General features: G+C 41.8%; 16 protein-coding genes and 2 pseudogenes. 2 read left to right on the forward strand and 16 right to left on the reverse strand.

Annotated elements, in window-relative coordinates; all coding sequences use genetic code 11:
• Positions 1 to 2: 2 nt before the first annotated feature.
• From EC604_RS30270 to EC604_RS13165, 5 genes and pseudogenes are all read right to left on the reverse strand, one after another.
• Positions 3 to 1,022, reverse strand: a pseudogene (locus EC604_RS30270) (cysteine synthase family protein); the annotation flags it as partial.
• Positions 1,023 to 1,045: 23 nt separating this feature from the next.
• Positions 1,046 to 2,533, reverse strand: a complete 1,488-nt coding sequence (locus EC604_RS13150) for an argininosuccinate lyase (RefSeq protein WP_123064611.1) — start codon at positions 2,531 to 2,533, stop codon at positions 1,046 to 1,048.
• A 566-nt stretch (positions 2,534 to 3,099) separates the two neighbouring features.
• Positions 3,100 to 4,323: an N-acetylglucosamine-6-phosphate deacetylase gene (gene nagA, locus EC604_RS13155; RefSeq protein ID WP_123064612.1), complete on the reverse strand. Its 1,224-nt coding sequence runs from the start codon at positions 4,321 to 4,323 to the stop codon at positions 3,100 to 3,102.
• Positions 4,320 to 5,048 (reverse strand): glucosamine-6-phosphate deaminase, encoded by a 729-nt coding sequence (nagB, locus tag EC604_RS13160; RefSeq protein ID WP_123064613.1) that lies wholly within the window; start codon positions 5,046 to 5,048, stop codon positions 4,320 to 4,322. Before nagB ends, nagA begins: the two co-directional genes overlap by 4 nt.
• Before the next feature lie 3 nt (positions 5,049 to 5,051).
• A complete protein-coding gene (locus EC604_RS13165; protein ID WP_123064614.1) occupies positions 5,052 to 5,915 on the reverse strand; it encodes a MurR/RpiR family transcriptional regulator in 864 nt (287 codons plus the stop codon).
• 285 nt (positions 5,916 to 6,200) lie between these two features.
• On the opposite strand from EC604_RS13165, the gene EC604_RS13170 reads away from it, so the two are divergent.
• A complete protein-coding gene (locus tag EC604_RS13170) occupies positions 6,201 to 6,569 on the forward strand; it encodes a hypothetical protein (RefSeq protein WP_123064615.1) in 369 nt (122 codons plus the stop codon).
• Positions 6,570 to 6,689: 120 nt separating this feature from the next.
• On the opposite strand, the pseudogene EC604_RS30515 reads toward EC604_RS13170, so the two are convergent.
• From EC604_RS30515 to EC604_RS13220, 10 genes and pseudogenes are all read right to left on the reverse strand, one after another.
• Positions 6,690 to 6,794: pseudogene (locus tag EC604_RS30515) on the reverse strand (LuxR C-terminal-related transcriptional regulator); the annotation flags it as partial.
• A 98-nt stretch (positions 6,795 to 6,892) separates the two neighbouring features.
• Positions 6,893 to 9,235, reverse strand: a complete 2,343-nt coding sequence (locus tag EC604_RS13180; protein WP_123064616.1) for a DUF262 domain-containing protein — start codon at positions 9,233 to 9,235, stop codon at positions 6,893 to 6,895.
• A gap of 2 nt (positions 9,236 to 9,237) precedes the next feature.
• Positions 9,238 to 10,536 (reverse strand): GmrSD restriction endonuclease domain-containing protein, encoded by a 1,299-nt coding sequence (locus EC604_RS13185; RefSeq protein WP_123064617.1) that lies wholly within the window; start codon positions 10,534 to 10,536, stop codon positions 9,238 to 9,240.
• Positions 10,533 to 11,786 carry a hypothetical protein gene (locus EC604_RS13190; protein WP_123064618.1) on the reverse strand — a complete coding sequence of 418 codons (1,254 nt, stop codon included), beginning with the start codon at positions 11,784 to 11,786 and terminating at the stop codon, positions 10,533 to 10,535. The genes EC604_RS13185 and EC604_RS13190 overlap by 4 nt, the downstream gene beginning before the upstream one ends.
• 408 nt (positions 11,787 to 12,194) lie before the next feature.
• Complete coding sequence (locus EC604_RS13195) at positions 12,195 to 12,422, reverse strand: helix-turn-helix domain-containing protein (protein ID WP_090919235.1); 228 nt, start codon at positions 12,420 to 12,422, stop codon at positions 12,195 to 12,197.
• Between the two features lie 226 nt (positions 12,423 to 12,648).
• Complete coding sequence (locus EC604_RS13200) at positions 12,649 to 13,665, reverse strand: YhcN/YlaJ family sporulation lipoprotein (RefSeq protein WP_123064619.1); 1,017 nt, start codon at positions 13,663 to 13,665, stop codon at positions 12,649 to 12,651.
• A gap of 305 nt (positions 13,666 to 13,970) precedes the next feature.
• Complete coding sequence (locus tag EC604_RS13205) at positions 13,971 to 14,969, reverse strand: DUF4340 domain-containing protein (RefSeq protein WP_161556925.1); 999 nt, start codon at positions 14,967 to 14,969, stop codon at positions 13,971 to 13,973.
• Positions 14,966 to 16,360: a GldG family protein gene (locus EC604_RS13210; protein ID WP_123064621.1), complete on the reverse strand. Its 1,395-nt coding sequence runs from the start codon at positions 16,358 to 16,360 to the stop codon at positions 14,966 to 14,968. The genes EC604_RS13205 and EC604_RS13210 overlap by 4 nt, the downstream gene beginning before the upstream one ends.
• Before the next feature lie 4 nt (positions 16,361 to 16,364).
• A complete protein-coding gene (locus EC604_RS13215; RefSeq protein WP_123064622.1) occupies positions 16,365 to 17,081 on the reverse strand; it encodes an ABC transporter permease subunit in 717 nt (238 codons plus the stop codon).
• Positions 17,078 to 18,217, reverse strand: a complete 1,140-nt coding sequence (locus EC604_RS13220; RefSeq protein ID WP_123064623.1) for an ABC transporter ATP-binding protein — start codon at positions 18,215 to 18,217, stop codon at positions 17,078 to 17,080. Before EC604_RS13220 ends, EC604_RS13215 begins: the two co-directional genes overlap by 4 nt.
• A gap of 219 nt (positions 18,218 to 18,436) precedes the next feature.
• On the opposite strand from EC604_RS13220, the gene EC604_RS13225 reads away from it, so the two are divergent.
• Positions 18,437 to 19,519, forward strand: a complete 1,083-nt coding sequence (locus EC604_RS13225; protein WP_345789271.1) for a glycosyltransferase family 4 protein — start codon at positions 18,437 to 18,439, stop codon at positions 19,517 to 19,519.
• A gap of 185 nt (positions 19,520 to 19,704) precedes the next feature.
• Here the strand turns inward: EC604_RS13225 and EC604_RS13230 are convergent, their stop codons facing one another.
• Positions 19,705 to 21,195, reverse strand: a complete 1,491-nt coding sequence (locus tag EC604_RS13230) for a DHA2 family efflux MFS transporter permease subunit (protein WP_123064625.1) — start codon at positions 21,193 to 21,195, stop codon at positions 19,705 to 19,707.
• Positions 21,196 to 21,229: the final 34 nt, after the last annotated feature.

Here is a 21,229-nt window from a genome sequence, read left to right on the forward strand (position 1 = left end):
GGAAGAGAAGCATAAGACCATGAATCGGCAACCGTATTTAACTCGATACATTTAGGCTCCGTTTGTATTCTACCTATAAGTAAGTTATTTTTTCCATAGTATTCTTGGTTATAGATACTGTTGGCATATCGGTCGCCCCGATCAGGAAAAATCGCAACGACATTACAGGATTCCTCCGCTTGTGCTGCTAACCACTTGGCGACATGATAAGCAGAGCCAGAACTGTTTCCTGCAAAAATTTGCTCTTGATACGCAAGTTGCAGAGTTGCATTAAATGCTTCCTCATCATTCAGCCAATGGACTTCATCAATGATATTAAAATTGACATTTGGAGCTATTAAGCTGTTCCCTAATCCGCCCTGCAGCCGTCCTGGATGATCCGGTTGACCGAAGATTACACTGCCAACCGCATCGACTGCAACTACCTTCAGATTCGGATTATATTTTTTTAACGTTTGAGCAGTTCCGGACAGTGAACCCCCACTTCCTACAGAACCTACCAGAATATCTACTTTGCCAATATCCTTTACGATCTCCATCGCCATATCTTCATAAGCGTTAGGGTTCTCGGGATTTTCATATTGCCGTGGCCAAAAAGCATCAGGGTATTGCAACAGTAAAGAATTTAACATCTCCAGACGTGCTGATTGCCAACCTCCCTCTGCCCCCATTTTCGATACAATATGAATCTTGCAACCCAAAGATTCTAATTTCGCATGGGTGACCCTATCTATACGAGGGTCAGTAACAATATGCACAGGATGTCCCATACAACGTCCGACCAGTGCAAGCCCGCAAGCCATTGTTCCTGATGAACTCTCAATAATAGGGGCACCTTCTTTTAAAACGCCTGATTTCTTAGCACACTCTATGACTCTTTTGGCAACGCGATCTTTCATTCCAAATGGATTCATCAGTTCCAGTTTTGCAAAACATTTTCCTGGATGCACCGGGGAGGCGTTCACTTTCAATTGAATTAGAGGTGTGTTACCAATCATACCTACCATATTCTCAATCATAATTTTCCCCCTGCTATTTTATTTTTTCACAAAAAACGTGCTAATTGTTCTTCCCGTTCCATTTGGGAATTTGAGAGATTCGCCACTCTGGATTCCAAGCTATTTTTACATTGCGTCATCTCTTCCAATTGATGGTCAATTCTTGTTTTCACCATGGATGGATTAGTAGAGCCATAAGACGTTTTTAGATTCAAATTATTTTCCACATCAAAAGACAAGGAAAGTATTTCTGCTGGATTTTGAATACTATATCCCTCTTCGGCGCATTTTTGTTCAAGGATGTGCGCATTGTACTCTTGGGGTGAAAGATTCAATCGCATGGCTTCCATAATATATCGACCAGCTATAACTTGAGATTTTCTATAAGGAATGTTATCTCTGATTGTCAAAAAGTTAGCTAAACTGAACCCGCCAAAATAATCTTTTTTACAGATGGATAACATTCTTTCTTCTTTAAAATTCAAATGTTGAATAACGAGTGTTAAGAGAGTGAGTATGGATTGACTTGTGTGGGAGAGGTCTATGAAGTAAGTGCTACTTTCTTTTGAGGTTTCGACCAAATTAGAATAAGGCGTATTTTTCTGTCCTAAAATAAAGTTGTTATGAAAAGCGGCTAAATGTGAACACTTCCCTCTTATACGTTCCAAAATAGGGAAATTTTTCTTCTGAGGCATGGCAGAGGAAATACCTGATAGGCTTCCAGGCAAGTCAATAAACTGAAATTCGCTGCTCCCCCATAACATAAGATCCGTAAGAAATCTTGAAATCAAAACGGAGAACACGGATAACTCAGCAGATATTTGGAGAACCCATTGTCTTGAAGCCACGGATCGTAAAGCATTGTTGTTTGTATCACTGAAGCCAAGTAGGCGTGCAAGTGAATCACGATCCCAGTTCAATTCCACCCCGGCCATTGCACCAGCTGCCAGTGGAGATTTATTGATATTGTCATACGTATGTATCCAATTTTTATGTATTTGTATCAGTTCATCCAGCATAGCAGAGAGGTAAAAACCTGGAGTAATAATCTGTGCAGATTGGAAATGAGTATATCCTGGCATCGGGGTGTTTGTATATTGCTTCGCTAAATTCAATATTTCATCAATTAGGAAACCCAGTTTTGTGATCATTTGCAACAATTCCTGCCTAGCAAACATCAGTTGAGCGCATGCCTGAACGTCATTTCGACTTCGATCGGCATGCCAATAAGGAACTGAATCACTCAAAGAGCTTTCAACATTTTTTTCGATTGCGAACAGAATATCAGACATATTATTTTCAGGACTAGCAACTAATAGATCCTTCGTGATTGACGTTAAAATGCTGTTGATTTCAGCACCCTGATCTTTACTTACACATTGCATTTTCACATATTCTAACAACATAACTTGTTCAATTTGAATGTAGTACTCCAACAGATGTTCTACTTCATAATTAAATTGCGGCTCTAAAATTTCGTCATGCAATATTTCTTTAGGAAAATTGTCAATTCTACCCGTAAATGCACTGGACATCTCAAGCACCCCTTTGAATTTTTGGTTTCTATCCATTTTGGGACGTAGATTAAATTCACAATTTCACCTAATATGCAAATGAACATTCAAAATTAGTAGGGTTGTAAATCTATAGAACAGAGGCGGCTTCACAGAATGGGGGACCGTTTCATTTTTTTAATATATACATCAAAAGATACTATTCATACAAATAAAACTAATAATTTTATAATATAGATTAAATATACATTATTGATAGTTAGTTTTCAACGAAATTCCCCAAATTATTCTATTTAATAACAATTAATCCCTTAATACTGCTTAAGTTTTCTACAATAAAAATGATATTGGAAATAAAAAATTATCATGTACCAGCGCAAAATGTAACATAATATTACATATAAGTAATATATATACTTTATTAGTTTTCAACTTATCGTTAACACTTCACTCCTTCATACTACGAAAAATTATAATGTGGACATATGAAATAGCCGCTTATCTACTCTTACAGATAGCGGCTATTTCCTGATATTATATGTTATTTCACAATTAGGGCATATAGATTATGGAAACCCCAACTAGTATTATTCGCTTACAGGATCGATCCTTCTGCCCTTGACCCACACCGTATCAATCTCCAAATCCTCATTCAACAAAACGATATCCGCCTGTTTCCCCTTCACCAGGGAACCCGTTCGGTCGTCAATCCCCAGCAAACGAGCTGGCGTCAAGCTGGCTGCTCTAGAAGCAACGATCAAACTTAGCCCTACTTCCTGCACAAGATAGCGGAACCCCCGAACCATGGTCAACGTGCTTCCTGCCAGAGCGCCGCCGTCCTTTAACCGCGCCTCACCGTTCTTCACAATAACAGGCAAATCACCGATTTTGTATTCGCCATCGTCCAGTCCTGCAGCAGACATCGCATCGGTAATCAGCACCAGCTGATCGTTCCCCTGTTTCAATTGAGCAAGGATTGAAATCGCCGCAGGATGCACATGAATGCCATCGGCAATGACTTCAGCACTGATACGTGGATCACTTAGCACGGCTCCTGCTGTTCCCGGCTCACGGTGGTGCAGCGGAGTCATGGCATTAAACGTATGCACGGCATGATGCAATCCGGCCTCCACTGCGCGCTGCACGTCGTCGTAAGTTGCGTCAGTATGACCAAGCGCAGCCGTTATCCGCTGTTCCCGCAGCCAGGAGATGACCTCCAGTGCACCATCACGTTCTGGTGCCAGCGTCACCTGACGAATAAGACCAGGATATTGCTTTTCCCATCCCTGCAGCCAAGTAACATCAGGAAGCACGATATGATCGGGATTTTGCGCGCCAGGCCACTTCGGACTAAAAAAGGGGCCCTCCAAATGCACGCCTTCCAGCTGAGCATAAGGCATTTCCTCCGATCGGTAGCGATCTACTTCAGCCAAAACATGATCCAGACGTTCCTTCGGAGCCGTCATCGATGTGGCGAGCATCGCCGTTGTTCCCTGTGAACTATGAAATGAAGTGATCTTGTCCAATACGTCAGGACTGGCATCCATGAAATCTTCCCCGTTACCGCCATGTACGTGGATATCTATAAATCCAGGTACAATAAGGCCCGCCGCTTTTGCAGGAAGTGATCCTGCTTCTTGCCTAATTCGTTCAGGCAGGCCTTCCGGTATACCGGCATAAACGATTTTTCCAGCGCGCCAGACGATCAGGCCGTCTTCGAGCAATTCATCAGCAAGCAGTAGTCTGGCGCGGAGCAGCGTTAACTTTTTTCCCAACTCACCGCCACTGACTTTAGGATTCGCTTCGGTCATCTAACCAGCCTCCCTGCCGCTCGATCCAGCAATACAACCACATTCGGATGACATTGCAGCAAAGATGCCGGGCAGGATGTGGTAATCGGACCCATGAACGCTTCGCGGATAATCTCCGCTTTTTCCTCTCCACGAGCAATGAGCAGGATCTGTTTCGCTTTTAAAATGGAACCTACCCCCATCGTAATCGCTTGCGCTGGAACTTCGTCGATGCTGTCAAAAAAGCGGGCATTCGCCTTTCTCGTTTCTTCCTTCAGATCCACCACATGGGTGCGACCCGTCAACTCCGTTCCAGGTTCATTAAAACCAATATGACCATTATGCCCGATCCCGAGCAATTGTAGATCTACAGGCCCACGATCCTCTAAACGCCGCTCATAACCAGTACATTCCTCTTCCAAATTTACTGCCTCGCCATTCGGCACATTCGTGCGGGACAGGTCGATGTCGATATGATTAAACAGCTGCTCATTCATAAAACTGCGGTAGCTTTCACGATGCTCCGTAGGCAACCCTACATATTCATCCAGATTAAACGAAGAGGCCTGCGCAAAGCTTACGAGACCTTTTTGATACATTGTAATTAACTGTTTATAAATACCGACAGGCGAACTACCTGTTGCAAGTCCGAGTACGGCACGGGGTTTCGTTTGCAGCAAGCTGGTGATCAGGCCTGCACCTGTCGCGTTCAAATCTTCTTCATTTTCAAAAATACGAATATTCATCTGTCAAGCACCTCCGGTGTGATGGAAACGATAGGACTGCACATTGTGATACGACTGCTCAAGTTTAGGTATAAATTGATCAAAATCTGCACTCACCATGCCTGTGAACAAAATATCAATCACATGCAGCAGCGCAATGCGTGATGCCATATCTCCACGCCGCATCCCTTCTTCAAGAGATGAGGTGAAGAGTGGAATATCGGATACCGAGGCCAGTGAGTTACTGCCATATGACGTCAGCGAGATGGTGGAAGCTCCAGCTTGTTTGGCACAAGTCAGGGCATCAATGGTCTCCGGTGTTTCACCCGAGTAGGACACGGCCATGGCCACATCTCCTTGACCCAGCGAGGAAGCGGATGTGATCTGCATATGGGAGTCCGAAAAGGCAGTACAGCTTTTGCCGATCCGCACCAGCTTCTGATAGAAATCCTGCGTAACAATGGACGACGTCGCGACTCCGTACAAGTCAATACGCCGGGCCTGACATAACAGCTGTACCGTTTGTTCCAGCCTGCCCAAATCCAGCAAACGTGTGGTATCTGCAATGGAGGCGAGATGATTCGCTTCAATAGCCTCAACGATTTTGGATAACGGGTTGCCTGCAACGATATCTTGATAGGCCGTTTCATTCGGCGAGTGTGACAGCTCGGCAGCGAGTTTCATTTTGAGATCGGGGAAACCTTTGAAATGAAATGATTTGCAAAAACGAGTCACGGTCGCCGCGCTTGTCCCGCTCTGTTCAGCCAACTGGTTGATGGTCATCCCCGGTACGTCCGATGGCGATTGGATAATAACCTCGGCAATTCGTCTCTCCTGAGACGGCAAATTGTGCAATTCTTGCTTCAATGCATGTAAGATGGCTGCCATAAGCACCTCTTTAATATGAAAATAATTTTTATTATTTTTGCTATAAATAAGAAAATAGTTTTTACACCCTTATTTTAATCAAGGTGCTCTGGCAAAGCAAGAGGATTTTCGCTGTATTGTTGTGGTCCAGTTCGCTTAATCAAATGGACTTGGTCAAACCTTCAATTGATTTGAAGTTTTCACACAGTCTGCTAAAGTTAATCGTATGTAATTTAACAACAGCAGAACAAATGACACATCTATATATGATGATACATTCGGGGATCAAAAAAAGGAGCACTGCTTATGAACCGCAGACAGCGTAATAAAATCGTTCCAAACATTTGGATCATTTCCACCAAGCGTAGTGACACCGCCGGCAATTATTTTGCCCTCTATGCCATTGACTGGAGACGTGGAGCCAGGTTGAGCTGGGAAGGTTGGAAACGTTACGAAGACGTTTTGCAATTTCATGTGCCGATCAAACGAAAAGTAGAAGGACGCGCCCACTCATCACAGCCTGCCGCTAAAATCGCCAAAAAGGCATTGTACTTACAGTTAAATGAGGCACAGTATGGGGAATTGGAGCAGTTATTTTATCAACCATTTTCGAGAAAAAGATGGAAGGTTTTTATGAAGGAACATAAGCGCAAAGAGGAGGCTTCATTAAAGTGACCAAGAGGTGGATTTGAATTGTTGCTCCAAAATACAAACATAAAAGCCTTTCCCCATGCTTCATACTGAAGGATAGAGAAAGGCTTTTGTGTTACCCTCATTTTAACTGCAGTTCGCAGGCTAAATCTTCAGTTCTCCGAGCTTGATTAACTCTACAACTGCCTGCGAACGACCCTTAACATGGAGTTTCTTCATCACATTGGAGATATGGTTTGAAATACGTCGGAAATATCTAACTTAGTAATAATAACTGAAATTCGTTTAATAATGCCTTCGTAATAAACTAATCCCAATATGACAATTCCTTATACAAAACAACAATTCTATTTCTCCATGTAATTTTTTAAAGTATCATGATTTATGAAAAAGTATTCCCCAAAACATTTACGAATAATTACCAGATTTTCTCTGTAGCATCTTTCTATATCTTCTAAACCACTTTTAGTGTGTTGAATATATTCATCTATCATCATGTTATAGACCCAATTCTCCTTACAATATAATAAAACCTTTTGATTTTCTTTCAGATCTTGTATCCAACTCATTAAAAATTCGTTATGAGATTCTAAACTCCAGATAAATTGTCTATGAATGCTAGTATCATCATCAACAATAACCTTACCTTCTTCATTCAGCTTTAATTCACCGAAAAAATCTTTTATGTTTTTTTGAGTAGGGCTAAAATCATCACTCTTATTCGAACACAAACCCATCTTTTTATCTTTTATAGAACTATAAGAATAACTATAAGTATAGTAATCATTCGGATAATAAAATTGATATCTATCTGTACTCCATCCTCTTATAGGCCTATAATTGATCGCTTTTAATAATAATCTATCATCATTAAGACCTAATTTCATTTTCATGCCACCTGTGAGCCAGCCGCAAATTACCTGTCTGAACTTGCTGTCAATAAATAAATCATTCAGAGCAATAGGTAATACATTGCCCTGTTGAAAACAAGGATTACCTGTATATGCTCTCCACCGTATTGTTAATTCTTCAAAATATAGAGGTTTCAATTCATATCCCAGATCACTTAATTTACAAAATAATTCCCCTAAAATTTCTTTCTTGCCGGTTTTGTCTCGAAGAACATTTAATATAAAGTTTTCATAGCTTATTAGAAGCCTGTTTTGAGAGTCAAATAAATTATTCATTACTCCATTAACATAAGGAAGGTTTTCAAAAGCTTCGATCTGTTCCTTTTCATTTGAAAAATATATTATCTGTTCATCTTCCAAAACTTTGTTTAACTCAGCATGGTCAGAACGCATTTGCCTAGTATTACATTCATCGAAATCTTTATTAAGTTTTATTGTTGAATAGAGATATACTAGTTTACTATTGCTGAAATTATTGCTAAAACTATCTATACGTGAATAATATTTCGGGATACAAAAGGAACTATACTTTGTAAACCAGATGCTCTTATCGCCATGAAAATGAGCAACCTTATTCTCTATCAAATTTTTATTTAATAACTTTTTCACAAATCTTAGATAGGGAAACAATCGTTCGGTGGACTTCTCACAATTCGAAATGTATGCCCAGATAACTACATCCGTTTTTACCGAATCTATATATTCAGGCTTATGAAAGTTAAATAAAAACTCTCGCAGCATTGCTTCATAATTAATATCTGCTAAATTCCAGAATACACCTTCTACATAATCTATGTCCTTATTTTTACCTCGGTCTGTTCGATTCTCGAATGAATAATTAATACAATTCAAATTCGAATCACTCAAATCCAGTTTAATCATATTATTAATAATCTTTTCTATACTCTCAATATGTTTTCTTTCTATCCAGTCCACGCTACCTTTTTTATACCCCTCGTCTGTGCCTTTTTCTTCAATCCACATCATTCTAAAACAAAATTGAACAAAGGCTATTTCTATTTCTTCCCCTTCAGGCGTTCGAGTTTCATGGGTATCTTCAATTTTCTTTCGAATACTTGTTTTGTATGTAATGAAGAATCTAAGCCATTTATTTTCCATCATTAGTGCGAAATTTTTAAAACCTTCTTTATAACATTCATTTACCCGATGAAAAAGTTCTGATTTGAATATTTCATATTCTTCCAAAACTAAACCATCATTTAAATCAATAAAAAATTGCTCAGCATCCGATGCCTTGTCCACAGTAACTAAATTAAATATAACCTGCTCAAATAAATACTTAAACCCAATTTCGTTCTCAAAGCTTGAATTTCCATAGTTATTTATCCATCTATACTTTCTAAATTGGCTAAGTAAATTGTGAAGAGAAAAGGTTGTAAAATCAACAACGTTAGGGGATTTTTCTGTTTTATGAATTAAGTCATTCAAAAAAACATTGGCATCCTCACGTTCTCTAAATTCAAACTTATTTAAAAGTTTATCTTTACCTACTGCATCAGTATAAGAAGCACATAAATACATAAGTGTTACTAATCTTTGTTGTCCATCATATACATAGAATATATCCGTTGCATCATCAACATATCCCATAACCGCACTAAATGGAAACGGTATTTCTTTATACTTATGATCACATATTGACTGGAATAACGATTTTAACTTTTCCCCACCGCTCCCCATTACATAATCTCTTTGAATGTCTGGAATAACGATTTTATCGTATTCTGAGAGAAGTGTTGCTAAACTATGCTTAACCATCTTTAATTCTCCTGTCCACTATATTTCTCATGAATGTACTCTTTATAAAAATTCTTAAAATCATCAAATTCATTTTTTGATGAGTATAGCCAGTTCACTTGATCATTCTTCCATTCATGAGGCAACATTAACTTTTGCAATTCATTCATATCCATTTTTCCAAACTGAAGTTGTGATTGAATAAAACAGTTTTGAAAATATGATGATTTTTTTGTAATGAAGTCCAATAGAACTTGTTCTAGATTTTTTCTTTGTACTTCCTCTTTATAGTCTTTACCGAATAAATCAAAAAATCTTTGACCGTTAATAGAATGTATACAGTTAAACCCGTTGTATGAATTCCAATTGTCAGATTTTAAGTCTTTACAGATATTATTTATTATCTCTTTATAATATTCTAACCTGTTATACTCAGGGATGGATTCATAGCCCAGTTTACTCGTTTCCTCATAACGATCACAAAATAAAACCTTTAGTCTATTTTCAAATCCATTCCCATCAACATCTTCTTTAATGTCATATCCTTGTTTGACTAAATTCCAGATATTTTCTTGTGCAAACAAATTATTCGATAAATTCTTAAACAGGTGCAATATAGCTTGTCTTGAATAATTAACTATCTCTTCAGTAGCATCAATCATTAAGTTTGCTTTTATATGATCATTAATACCAAATACAGTTTTATTTTTGTTGATGTTTAGGAATTCCTCAATTGGTTCTGCTTCACTAAAGTGAATAAGAATATAAGTTTGATTCAATATGTAATTGATAAATCTTTCTTTGTGTTCAGGTGTAAAACGATATTGTTCTAAATCCTCTCCTTTTTCATCTTTCTTAGTCAATTTACATTTAATAGCTTCAAAATTTTCTTCAAATCTTCGTAAGTCTGTGTAAACCCTATTCTCATCTCTATCGCTAGTGCCAATGTTACTTAAATACCACGATCTTGTAATATCACTTTCATCAATTCCCTCATCTCTTTCAAAAGAAAAGTTAAAATATTTTTTTTCAGGAGCCAAGTATTTTAATATCAATGTCAGAGTAATTATCCTTTGCTGACCATCAATTAATTGGAATGTATTATACTTTTCCTTTTCTTCATATAAGGTAATCATTCCCATTGTAAATTTACTCTTTCCATCTATGTAGCTTTTAAATAAATCACTTGCTAACTTTTCAGCAGTTTTTCTACTCCACTTATAATTTCTCTGGATTATTGGGATATAGATGTTGTTCTCTTCATTGAAACAGTTATAAATTAGGTCATGCAAACTGACCATTTTGTTATTTTTTATTTTCACCACAAATCCTCCGATACTTTCATTAAATAATTATGCAAAAAACCTTTAAAGTTTGTAATCATACTATTCGTAAATTCGAATTTATAAATTGATTCAGTGTCTTTTTCCAGGTTCAAATTTTCTTTGCTCCAATCAATAAAATTAAATATTAAATCTACCTTTTTATCATGCGCTTCATTTCCACCTAAACATAATTTAAATCGTTCAATATATGCTTTTAGAATTTTTAGTTGCTGAGTATTGTTCTCTCCATGATTGTCAGATAATTGTTTCTCAAATTCTTCATTCAAATATGTAGTTACCTTTTCGAATTCATGCCTGAATTTATCACCATTATCATTGTTACGCACTTCATAGTACTTCTTGTAGTATCTATACAACAAATAAATTAATTCTTCCTCATTAAAACTATTCGATATTTCCTGATTAAGGATGCGTGATGCAACTACTTCTTGATCGGAAACAGGAGAATGTATTTTCTGTATTTCAATAGATCGTTCACCCAGAAAATTTTTCATCCAAACTGCAAGATTATCTCTTTTCCCACTTCTAACACTACTCATATCTATACAATAATCCGTTTTAGAAGCTTTATACTCATCCATTATGAATTGTTGCAAGGACATTACTCTGTCATTATTATAAATCACATTAATATTTTGATTAGGCAGTATCCGAAGTTCTACAGAATCTTTATCTTGTTCAATAGACAAATATTTAAATAGTACTATCCCGAAGCATTTGGAATAGGAGTAAAGCCTGACCTTATCTTTTCCTTTATTGATATGCTCACGGCACTGGTTAAATATTAATTTAACCGTTTCTAGATTGCTTGACATACCATGAATAACGGGAGTGTTTCTATCTCCACCATTACTTCTAAACAATACCGCTTGACTCTTCTTAAATTTTGCATTGTAGTAATGTCCTAATCCTAAATAATATAATTCTTCTAAACGATTATCGAACAAGTAATAATCTATAATTTTTCCTTTTTCATCTTCAGAAAGTTCAGAATATTCATTTAACAATTCTTTAATTAATATACAGTATCGTTGATATGCTATTTTTAATTTAAGATTTGTATCACATTTCTGTATATTAGACAATTCTTTACCTTTAAATGCTTTACTCATTATTTCTTCATCCAAATGGTAACTATCATCTTTAATTCCTAGATACATTTTCTCTAATATCTCAAAAGCAACTACACTTATTTCCCCTTTATAATCCAAGTGTAACTTTTGCATATTGCACCTCCACTATTCTTTAACTCTATACAGTTTTCTTCTAATAACGTCGATATCGCTTCAATGTACCATATAATTACAATCCCCGCACCTGCTTTCCCCATCCTTGAACAACTTTTATGATACATCCCAGCGAAATGAATCCAATGATATAGGAGGAGGACATTACTCACACTCAGTGTTTTTTTGGGGTAGCACGGCAACTATTTTTGATATCGATGCTATAGGTATACATATTGATTTTATGATAAGAGCTAAATGTAAAGTTGATTTTGAATTCATGATTATAGCGTTTGAAAAGTAGCTGTATTTGTTAAAATACAAACATAAAAGCCTTTCCCCATGCTTCATACTGAAGGATAGAGAAAGGCTTTTGTGTTGCCTTCATTTTTAACTGCGGTTCGCAGGCTAAATCTTCAGTTCTCCGAGCTTGATTAGCTCTACAACTGCCTGCGAACGACCCTTAACATTGAGTTTCTGCATCACATTGGAGATATGGTTACGCACCGTTTTCTCGCTGATGAATAACTGCCCTGCGATGTCACGCGTTGTTTTGTCCTGAACCAGTAATTCGAATACTTCGCGTTCACGGTGGGTTAACAAAAATTTGCTTTTATGATGATCGATACCCTTCAATGTTCACCCCTCCTTGCTCGGGTTGTGTTGGTGTAACAAGGTTAAGGGGATACAGTCAACTCATCTTATGTAAGGTCAAGGGCGTTGGTTCAGTTTTAGAAGAAAAATGGGCTGCATTTCGGATATGCTTTGTCCATATCCACCTGCATTCATCTGCCTATAACAAATATGCCTTTGCTTTTGGGTATACCCCCTCCGCAAAGGCACACTTGTTCATTTCACTGGTTTACCGAGTCATACGGTTCATCATACCGCCATCATTATGGTTACGATTCATTAAACCATCGTGGTTGCGGTTCATCACGCCATCACCCAGTATACCGTCTCGGTTATGGGTATCACCTGCGTTCGTTGGGAAAATACGTTCCACCATCGACTGGAACGTGTCAATCATGCCACTGACTGGCTTGCCGTTACGCAGATCCGCTGCATAGTTCTCGACCTGACCTACGAAATCCGGGTTAGCCGACACGTATACGTTCTCCACGTTTGGCGCAAACTGCTTGATTTTAGCTGAAATTTTACCTTTGATTTCCTCAGGCGTGTTGTCATCCGAACTATCCATCATACGTGGACGCTCACTTCTTGTGCCATACTGACTTTCGTTCATTGGACGGGCTTTTCCACTGTCCGTCAAACCGCGCATCATCCCGATTGTCCCCGTGCCCATCGTGCCGTAAATACCGCGGTCATTGCCCATGTGGCTGCGGTCTGTTGCTGTACCCGTATTCAGCCCCGGAGCAATTCCGCTTGTGCTGTATGGGGAATTCGTGCCCGATCCGCCATGAACGCGCATACCACCCATATCCTCATTCATCAAGCCGCCACGCATCGTATCGCTGGCGTAATTACGCATAGTTCCATTCAGACGGCTGCTTGGTTGACTTGTTGATTTGCTGCCCAGCTTGCCTGCATGCCCATTCGCCAGACGCACAGCAACATAAGCATTACGATCTGTTAACATGACATGAGCGGACTTGACTTCCTTCATCTCGGTAATGCGCTTCGCCAGATCATCACTTGATCTCAGGTCAGTCACATTATGCATTCGGTAACTTTTCGCACGGATACCATCCATACCGTTCGTTTCGACACCATAACGATTGATGCCGTGCGCTTGTTCACGAACACTTTGGGTATGCATGTTATTGTCTCTGTTCCCACAACCCGTCAAACCGGCCATTACAAAAATTGCAGTAGACAATGATAACGTAATCGCTGTTGCCTTTTTGACTGTTGGCATGTGATGTTCATCCTCCAATGTGGTTGGTTTGGTTCACATAGATAGGATGCGCGTCTGGCGTAATCGATATGCTGAAAGGATATGGCACTTTGATTTAACAAATGGCTCACTTTTATAGGTTTATGCAACTCAACTTAATGCACTTTCTCGGGCAAAATAAAAAAACAGTGCTGCATCTATAGCAACACTGCTGTTCTTAACTGACTTCACTTCCTAAGGGTGTCTGTGACATTGAACAAAATTTTAATTTTTTTTCCAGATGCAGCTGAATGTTTAGACACTCCAGTTTTCGTGGATTGTGTGGATTACTTTGCAGGCTCCGAAGACGCCGTGGATGTTTTGAGCTTTTCCGCATACTTCTCCACTTCTTTCAAGCTAGCCGCATCCAATCCATAAGCCCACTCCCCATCCGGGGTGATCACCCAGATGGTATCTGGCTCTGAAGAGGTCGTGAGCAAGCGATACACCCCCGTGACCGCCTTCCCGTTCACTTGTTGCTGGGCTGACAAAGTGGAGCGAGGAATGGCATTTTTCAAATCGGACGCCTTGCGAACGTCATCGGCGGTAGTCAGATTTTTAATCTGGCTGCTCAAAGATATCGCATCTTCGGCCTTAATGGTCTTGCCATTTAAAGTCCAGGAATGTTCGGATGCCGTATCCCCTTCTGCCGATGCCTTCAACATCCAGCTCGATTCTTCGCCTTCCCATTCCAGCGTACGCACATTAGATTCATCCATATTAAATGGAGTTGTATCCAGCAGTTGGCGGCGTGTGAGAGCAATGTTGGCCACGGCATCATTTTTCACAGCGACCACTGCTCCCGAATTTACCTGAACGTAATGTGCATCCCCCGCAGGCAATTGGCTCCCAATAGCAAGCTTGAAATCACGCCCATCTTTCACTTTGATATCCAGACGTGTAGCCGCGGTGCCCAAGCCGTACTTTGCAACATCCTTTGGCGACTCTTCGACAACCATCTCCTGTTCAGCACTACTCACCGCATCAAGCCAGCTGCCAACACTGTATTCATTCAGCGGATAGTCTTTCGGATCAGTCATATGCCAGACGCCATCCTTTAATTCTAAAGTTGACACAGCATCTGAATCTGTACCTGCACCTTTACCTGTACCAGACTTATCTTCAGTCCCCTCATGCAGCGTAATGGCCTGAATATCTGCTGATGATATACCAAGAAGTTTGGCCTGCTCCGCCTCTTCTTCCCGAAAATAATTCTGATTGGCTGCATACACCCAGCCTGCAATCAATATAACAACAACCACCATCGTTGGTATTAACTTTTTCATACCCGTTTGCGCCTCCACCATAAGAGTACACCGATAATCACAAAGACAAGCGGGAATGCTACAATGGCTGCAAAAAATATCACTCTGGCCTGCTGACCATTCAGATACGCAATCTCATATCCTGCCTGTACGCGTGGACGAATCGTCAGACCGTCTTGTTTTTCACTCAAATAATTCACTGTATTCAAAATGAAATCCCGATTGCCGCCACTCGCAATTTCCGAATCCTGCATGAAAATGGACGACCCCAGAATGACGGCTTTGGGCTTGCCATCCTTCGTATCCGCGGCATAACCGAGTTGGACAGGGCCCTGGATGTCCACATCCTTGTCATTGTTCGTTTCATTTTGCAGCAAACCGCTAATATTTGTCTCTCCATAACTGTCATTCGAGGAATGCATTAATGGAGACAGCTTGTACTTGTCCTGCTCCTTGCTGGTTAGTGCAATCGACAGAGACAGCATCGGGTAAAGTTTGTTCTGAGCAAGCTTGTCTGTGATCGCATGACTTCCGTACTCAGGGGCAACCCACAGCGGGCCCATTGTACTGGCCTGTTTGTTATCCACCATAACCGCATGCTCATCAACTACGCCGTAGTCTGCGATCAACGCGTCGATATTTTTCCAACTGGATTTCATATCTTCTGCAAAACCGAGGGATAATAACAGCTTCCCCCCATTGCTCATATAGGTCCGCACAGCCTTAAGCTCAGCGTCACTCAGATCACGCTGTGGCCCAATAATAGCGAGTACATCGGCATCATCAGGTACTTTACCAGCCTGGTTCAGTTGTAACTCCTCTGTTGTGACATTGTTCTGTTCCAGTGAAGAGCGCAGCGTTCCCATCTGATCCAGGCTTAGTTCTTCATGTCCGGTCAGGAACACCATTTTTTTCGTCTCCGTAGAGGAAAGGTTCATCAGTGCCTGTGTCAATTTCTCCTCACCCGTAAACTGGTAAGACCCATCGCTTCCGTCCCCGTTCGCAGTGAACAGGCTGGCAATATCGATGACCTTATGCCGGTCTCCCTGCTCCAGCACAATCGAACTGCCTGTGATCCCGTATTTGGAGGCAAGCGCTGGTTCCTGCGTCAAATTGTACTGTTTCATTTTCAGCTTGCTGTTGCGTTTGGTATACTCCAAGACCATATCCGCCACTTCGCGGTTCAGGACGGTATTGTTTGCATTTTCAACCGTTAATACGAGAATATTGACATCATCTTTGACATTTTTGATCGCCGTAAGTGACTGGTCAGATAATGTATATTGTTTATTCGAGGTCAGGTCGAGCTGGAAGCCGCCAAGCGAATTCAGGAACAGGGTCAGCAATATAAAGATGCCAATCACCGCGACGGACAAGACGGTACTGTTGGTATGACTTAACCATTTTTTCATCTTCTCACCTCCACCGCTTCCGTTCCACAATTTGAATGCTTAACAATAAAAACACACCCGTAAGTGTGACATAGTATAGAACATCCGGTCCGCTCAGCACACCTTTGGTAAAGTTGTCAAAGTGCTTCGTCAGCGCAAACGGATCAAGCCATTTCTGTAGAGCGGAACCCGTATTACCTGCGAATGAATCAAGCATCCACAAAACGAGCAACATAATAAAACCCGCCACCGCAGACACCATCTGATGTTGAGACAACGTGGAGGCAAACAGTCCAATCGCCATCATGCTGGCGCCGAGGAAGAACAAACCAAGTGCAGATAACCAGACGGATGTCAGATCCAGCTTCCCGTAGAAAGACATGATGAACGGGTACACCAGACTGCACAGAATGAGCACGAGCAGAATGGCGAGTGAAGCCAAATATTTCCCAAAAATAATCTCGGTTACTCGTGTCGGTGAAGTCAGCAGCAACTCGTCTGTTCCCTGCCTGAACTCCTCCGCAACGAGTCGCATCGTTAACAATGGCACGACAAAAAGCAGCATGGACAACGTATCACCCAAGACAAGGCGGTAGTCCACAATGCTCGGCTGATAGTATACAAAGCTGGAGTAAAACAACAGACTCGTCATCAGCACGTATACGGCAAAAGCAAAATAAGAGGTTGGTGACAGGAAATACGCCTGCAGCTCCTTGTTACAGATCGCCATCATTCTTCTCATTTGCTTCCCTCCCCTGAATCCGGACGCTGGGTATGTTCTGTAGGTTCAGCTACATCCTCGATTCCGACAGGCTCGGACGTCGTTAACTTCAGGAATATCTGCTCTAGGCTCAAGTTCTCGCGTTTCATCTCCAGAATTGGCAAACCTGCACCCGATAACAGATAAAACAGCTCTTCTCGGAAATCCTCGGACGTTTCCCCGGTGAGTCTTACGTGAACAGTAGAAGGCACGTGAGATGCTGTATCTGGTGTATCGGCTGTATCTAATACGGAACCTGCTTTATGATCTCCCCCTGCCAGATCACTTGCTGTTGCGTCCAAATTACCATCAGAGGATGAAGACAACGAAGACGCAGGCGATCTTGGAATAACTTCACTTTTTGCCTTCTCCCAAGGTTTCAACACCTGTAACAGTTGCTGCTCCGTTGCTTTGACTTCCAGGGACACTTTGAAACGATCTCCCATTGCGGACCCAAGTTCCTGCGGAGATGCATCGAGCACAAGTCTCCCTTGATTAATAATCAGCATTCGGTTACATAATGTGCTTACCTCAGGCAAAATATGCGTGCTAAGTAACACGGTATGGTTTTCACCCAGTTCCCGAATCAAATCCCGAATTTCGATAATTTGGTTCGGATCAAGTCCGGAGGTCGGTTCATCCAGCACCAGCAAATCTGGCTTATGTATGATCGCTCCTGCTAATCCCAGCCGCTGTTTATAACCTTTGGATAATCCGCGCACCATTTGTTTTTCCCTGCCCTGCAATCCCAGCCTGCTGACCATCTCACTAATCCGAAGTTTGACGTCACGCGCCGGAACATCCCTCAGATTGGCAACAAATTTAAGATACGACTGCACCGTCATATCCGGATAAAGCGGCGGCGTTTCGGGAAGATACCCGATCTTCGAGCGAACACTACGCCCCTGATCATGCACCGATACACCATCGACCAACACCGAGCCTTCACTGGGATGTAAGTACCCTGTAATCATTCGCATCGTCGTCGTTTTGCCAGCACCATTGGGTCCCAAAAATCCAACGATCTCGCCTCGCTCCATGGTGAAGTCCAATTGGTGCACACCGCGCTGGCCCTCGTACACTTTGCTCACCTGTCTCACTTCGAGCACGTCCTTCATCCTTTCCCGTTAAAATACCCATACAGCGCTATTAGACACAACATGGGAAGTTATTTGTATGATAGGAGATGTATGCTAACCTCAGCTTAAGATCACTTAAAATAAAGCTTAATTTTTTTTGTCTAAATTGTGAACTTTCAACATTATACCCACACCCCGCCCTTGTGTTATACGTAACATACAGTACAGGAGAATGAGCTCCTGACCATAAGTCAGAGGGTGAATCGTGTGAAAGTATTGTTCACGTTTTACGTTCCCAGCGGCGGTGTGGATACGCTTAACCGACTGCGAACCGCTGTATTGAAACGTCATGGCATAGAGGCTCATCTATTGTATCTGAATACAGGTTCAGGCTTGCAGAACAACAGCGATACTCGTATTTTCACCGCCTCCAGTGACCAGGATATACATCATCTGATCCATACCGAGCATTATGATGCTATTATTACCACTTCAGATATTGCCATGCCTGGCCGTTTGAGAGGTCTCGGTTACAAAGGTCGTATTATTTTTGAGGCACAAGGTCTCGGCACGCGGGAACAGGCACTGGATACGATTAAAATGGCTATCCCTTACCTTCGGGCTCATTGCGATGCCGCTGTATTGCCACCAACCGATCATCTGCTGGATATGTTCATTCATATCTGTCCATGGCTTCATCGTTTTGTCATTCCCAACATGCTGGACACAAACCACTTTGCCCCACTTGCTGTTGATACTCCGCCTTATCCCGTACTTGCGTGGGTCGGGCGTCTGGAGCATAACAAAAACTGGCGTGAATACCTCGAAATTTCCCGTGCGATTATTAAAAAGAAACCAAAAGCCAGACTGTGGCTCTTCCACGATCCCACCTTGGCTAATCCGGAAGATGAGGTCATGTTTCGGCATATGCTCGCCGAGTATGGATTACAAGATCGCATCGGGATCTTTGTGAACGTTCCCCACTCGGAGATGCCAACCTTCTACTCCATGGTTGCTGCTTCAGGGGGGATTATGTTATCCACTTCTTTACTCGAAGGTTTCGGTTATGCCGTAGCCGAAGCCATTAGCTGTGGTTGCCCTGTACTCAGTACAGATTCGGATGGCGTGCGTTCATTTATTACCCACAACAAAACGGGTAAATTCTATCCGATTGGCGATGTGCATGCCGCTGTAAACGAGGCAATGGATCTAATGAACAACAAGAAGCTTCGGGAATATATTCGTATCCAGGGAAGACAGCATCTGAGTATGTCCTTTTCACCCGACCGATACGCAGCCTCTTTCCGCGAAATGATGACGGCTTTGAGGATTTTCCATTGAGCGACCGAGTAACTTGAGCTAAGGATGATTTACACATACACTCCGATGACAGAATAACCATCCAATCGCTGTTATCCGCATATTTTATATCAAGAAATAAGTAGTCAAAAAGGCAGTCCAGAGAGCATACGCTTCTGGACTGCCTTCAATTTATTGCATACTGCCTTTTTCAGGCAGATACCTAATTAATGTCCCATCATCATTGCAGGGTCAGGACTATCTCCTGTCTGCAATTCCGGTTCCGGTTCAGCCATACGCTTCGGTTTGCGCAAAATCAGACTAAGCACACATCCGAACAAGGCAATACACGCCGCGAGGAAAAACGTATCATTGAATCCACTCACTAGTCCGTTTACGATATCCGCTTTCTCCGTACCCATTGTGTTGCTTGTCACACGAGAGGTAAGAAACCCCGTCAGGCCCGCTACCGCGAAGGATACAACGACCTGCTGCGCAGCGGCAGTCAATGGTGTCACACGGGCCACCAGTTTACGCGGTGCCGCATTCAGTACGTGTGTGTTCAGTGGCATCATGGACAAGCCCATACCAAATCCCATCATAAGTAGAGCCGTAATAATAAGACCAAGCCCTGTTGTTGCTGTAATGCTGGACAAAATAAACAATGCTCCTGAAATAATACCCAGACCGACAAAGGCCAGCGGTCTTGCTCCAATTTTGTCAAACAATCGGCCGCCCAGTGGCATGGAAATCCCGGAAGCCAGCGCTTGAGGGAGCAGGATCAGTCCTGTCTCCAATGCCGTGTATCCTTTGATCTGTTGCAAGTAGAGCGGGATCAGAATCATGGAGCCGAACAAAGCCACTTGGGCTACCCAAGCAAGGACAATACCTCTGGAGAAATCGGAAGAGGTAAATACCCGAAGCTCAAGCAATGGATTTTTTTGACGAAGCTCTACGATAATAAACAGGATAAGCGCTACTCCGCCAACAATAACGCCCGTAAGTGTTGTCGCAGACGTCCAGCTCGTCCCGCCTTCGCTTACACCGTAAGCCAGCATGGAGAAAGCAATCGGTGCAAGAATCATACCCAGCAAATCCAGAGCAGGTGTACGACCACGGTCGGTATCCGGTAAGAATCGAACACACAGAATGAAAGCTGCAATACCAATCGGCAGATTAATCAGGAAAATCCAGTGCCAGCTGACCGATTCAATAAACCAGCCGGACAATACTGGACCGAGCGCAGGAGCAAGCAGCATCGGAATACCGAGCATACCCATAATGGAACCTCTACGTTCTGGTGGTGCCAGACGAAACACCATAGCCATCCCGATTGGAGCAACCATCCCTCCGCCCAGTCCTTGAATGACACGAAATAAAATCAACTGCTCTGGTGATTGAGCAATCGAACACAAGACAGATCCAAGCGTAAACATGGCAATCGTGAATAAAAATACTCTTTTGGCCCCGAAACGGTCGGTCAGCCATCCTGCTAGTGGAATCACAGCGGACAAAGCCAGCGTATATCCTGTAACCGTCCATTGAATGGTTTTCAGGTCTGTCTCGAAGTACTGTACCAGATTTGGAATAGCTACGTTAACGACCGTGCTGTCCAGGATGACCATGATCATGCCGACGATAATCGATAGAAGCGGCAGGATAATCGTCTTGATTGAAAATTCTTCTGTCTCCTGTGGTACTGATGTTTGTTGTTTCACGCATTCACTCTCTTTTCCGGCGTCGCAATGGCAT

Origin of the sequence: Paenibacillus amylolyticus (assembly GCF_003719335.1) — a bacterium.
In the GTDB taxonomy this organism is placed as follows: Bacteria; Bacillota; Bacilli; order Paenibacillales; family Paenibacillaceae; genus Paenibacillus; species Paenibacillus amylolyticus_D.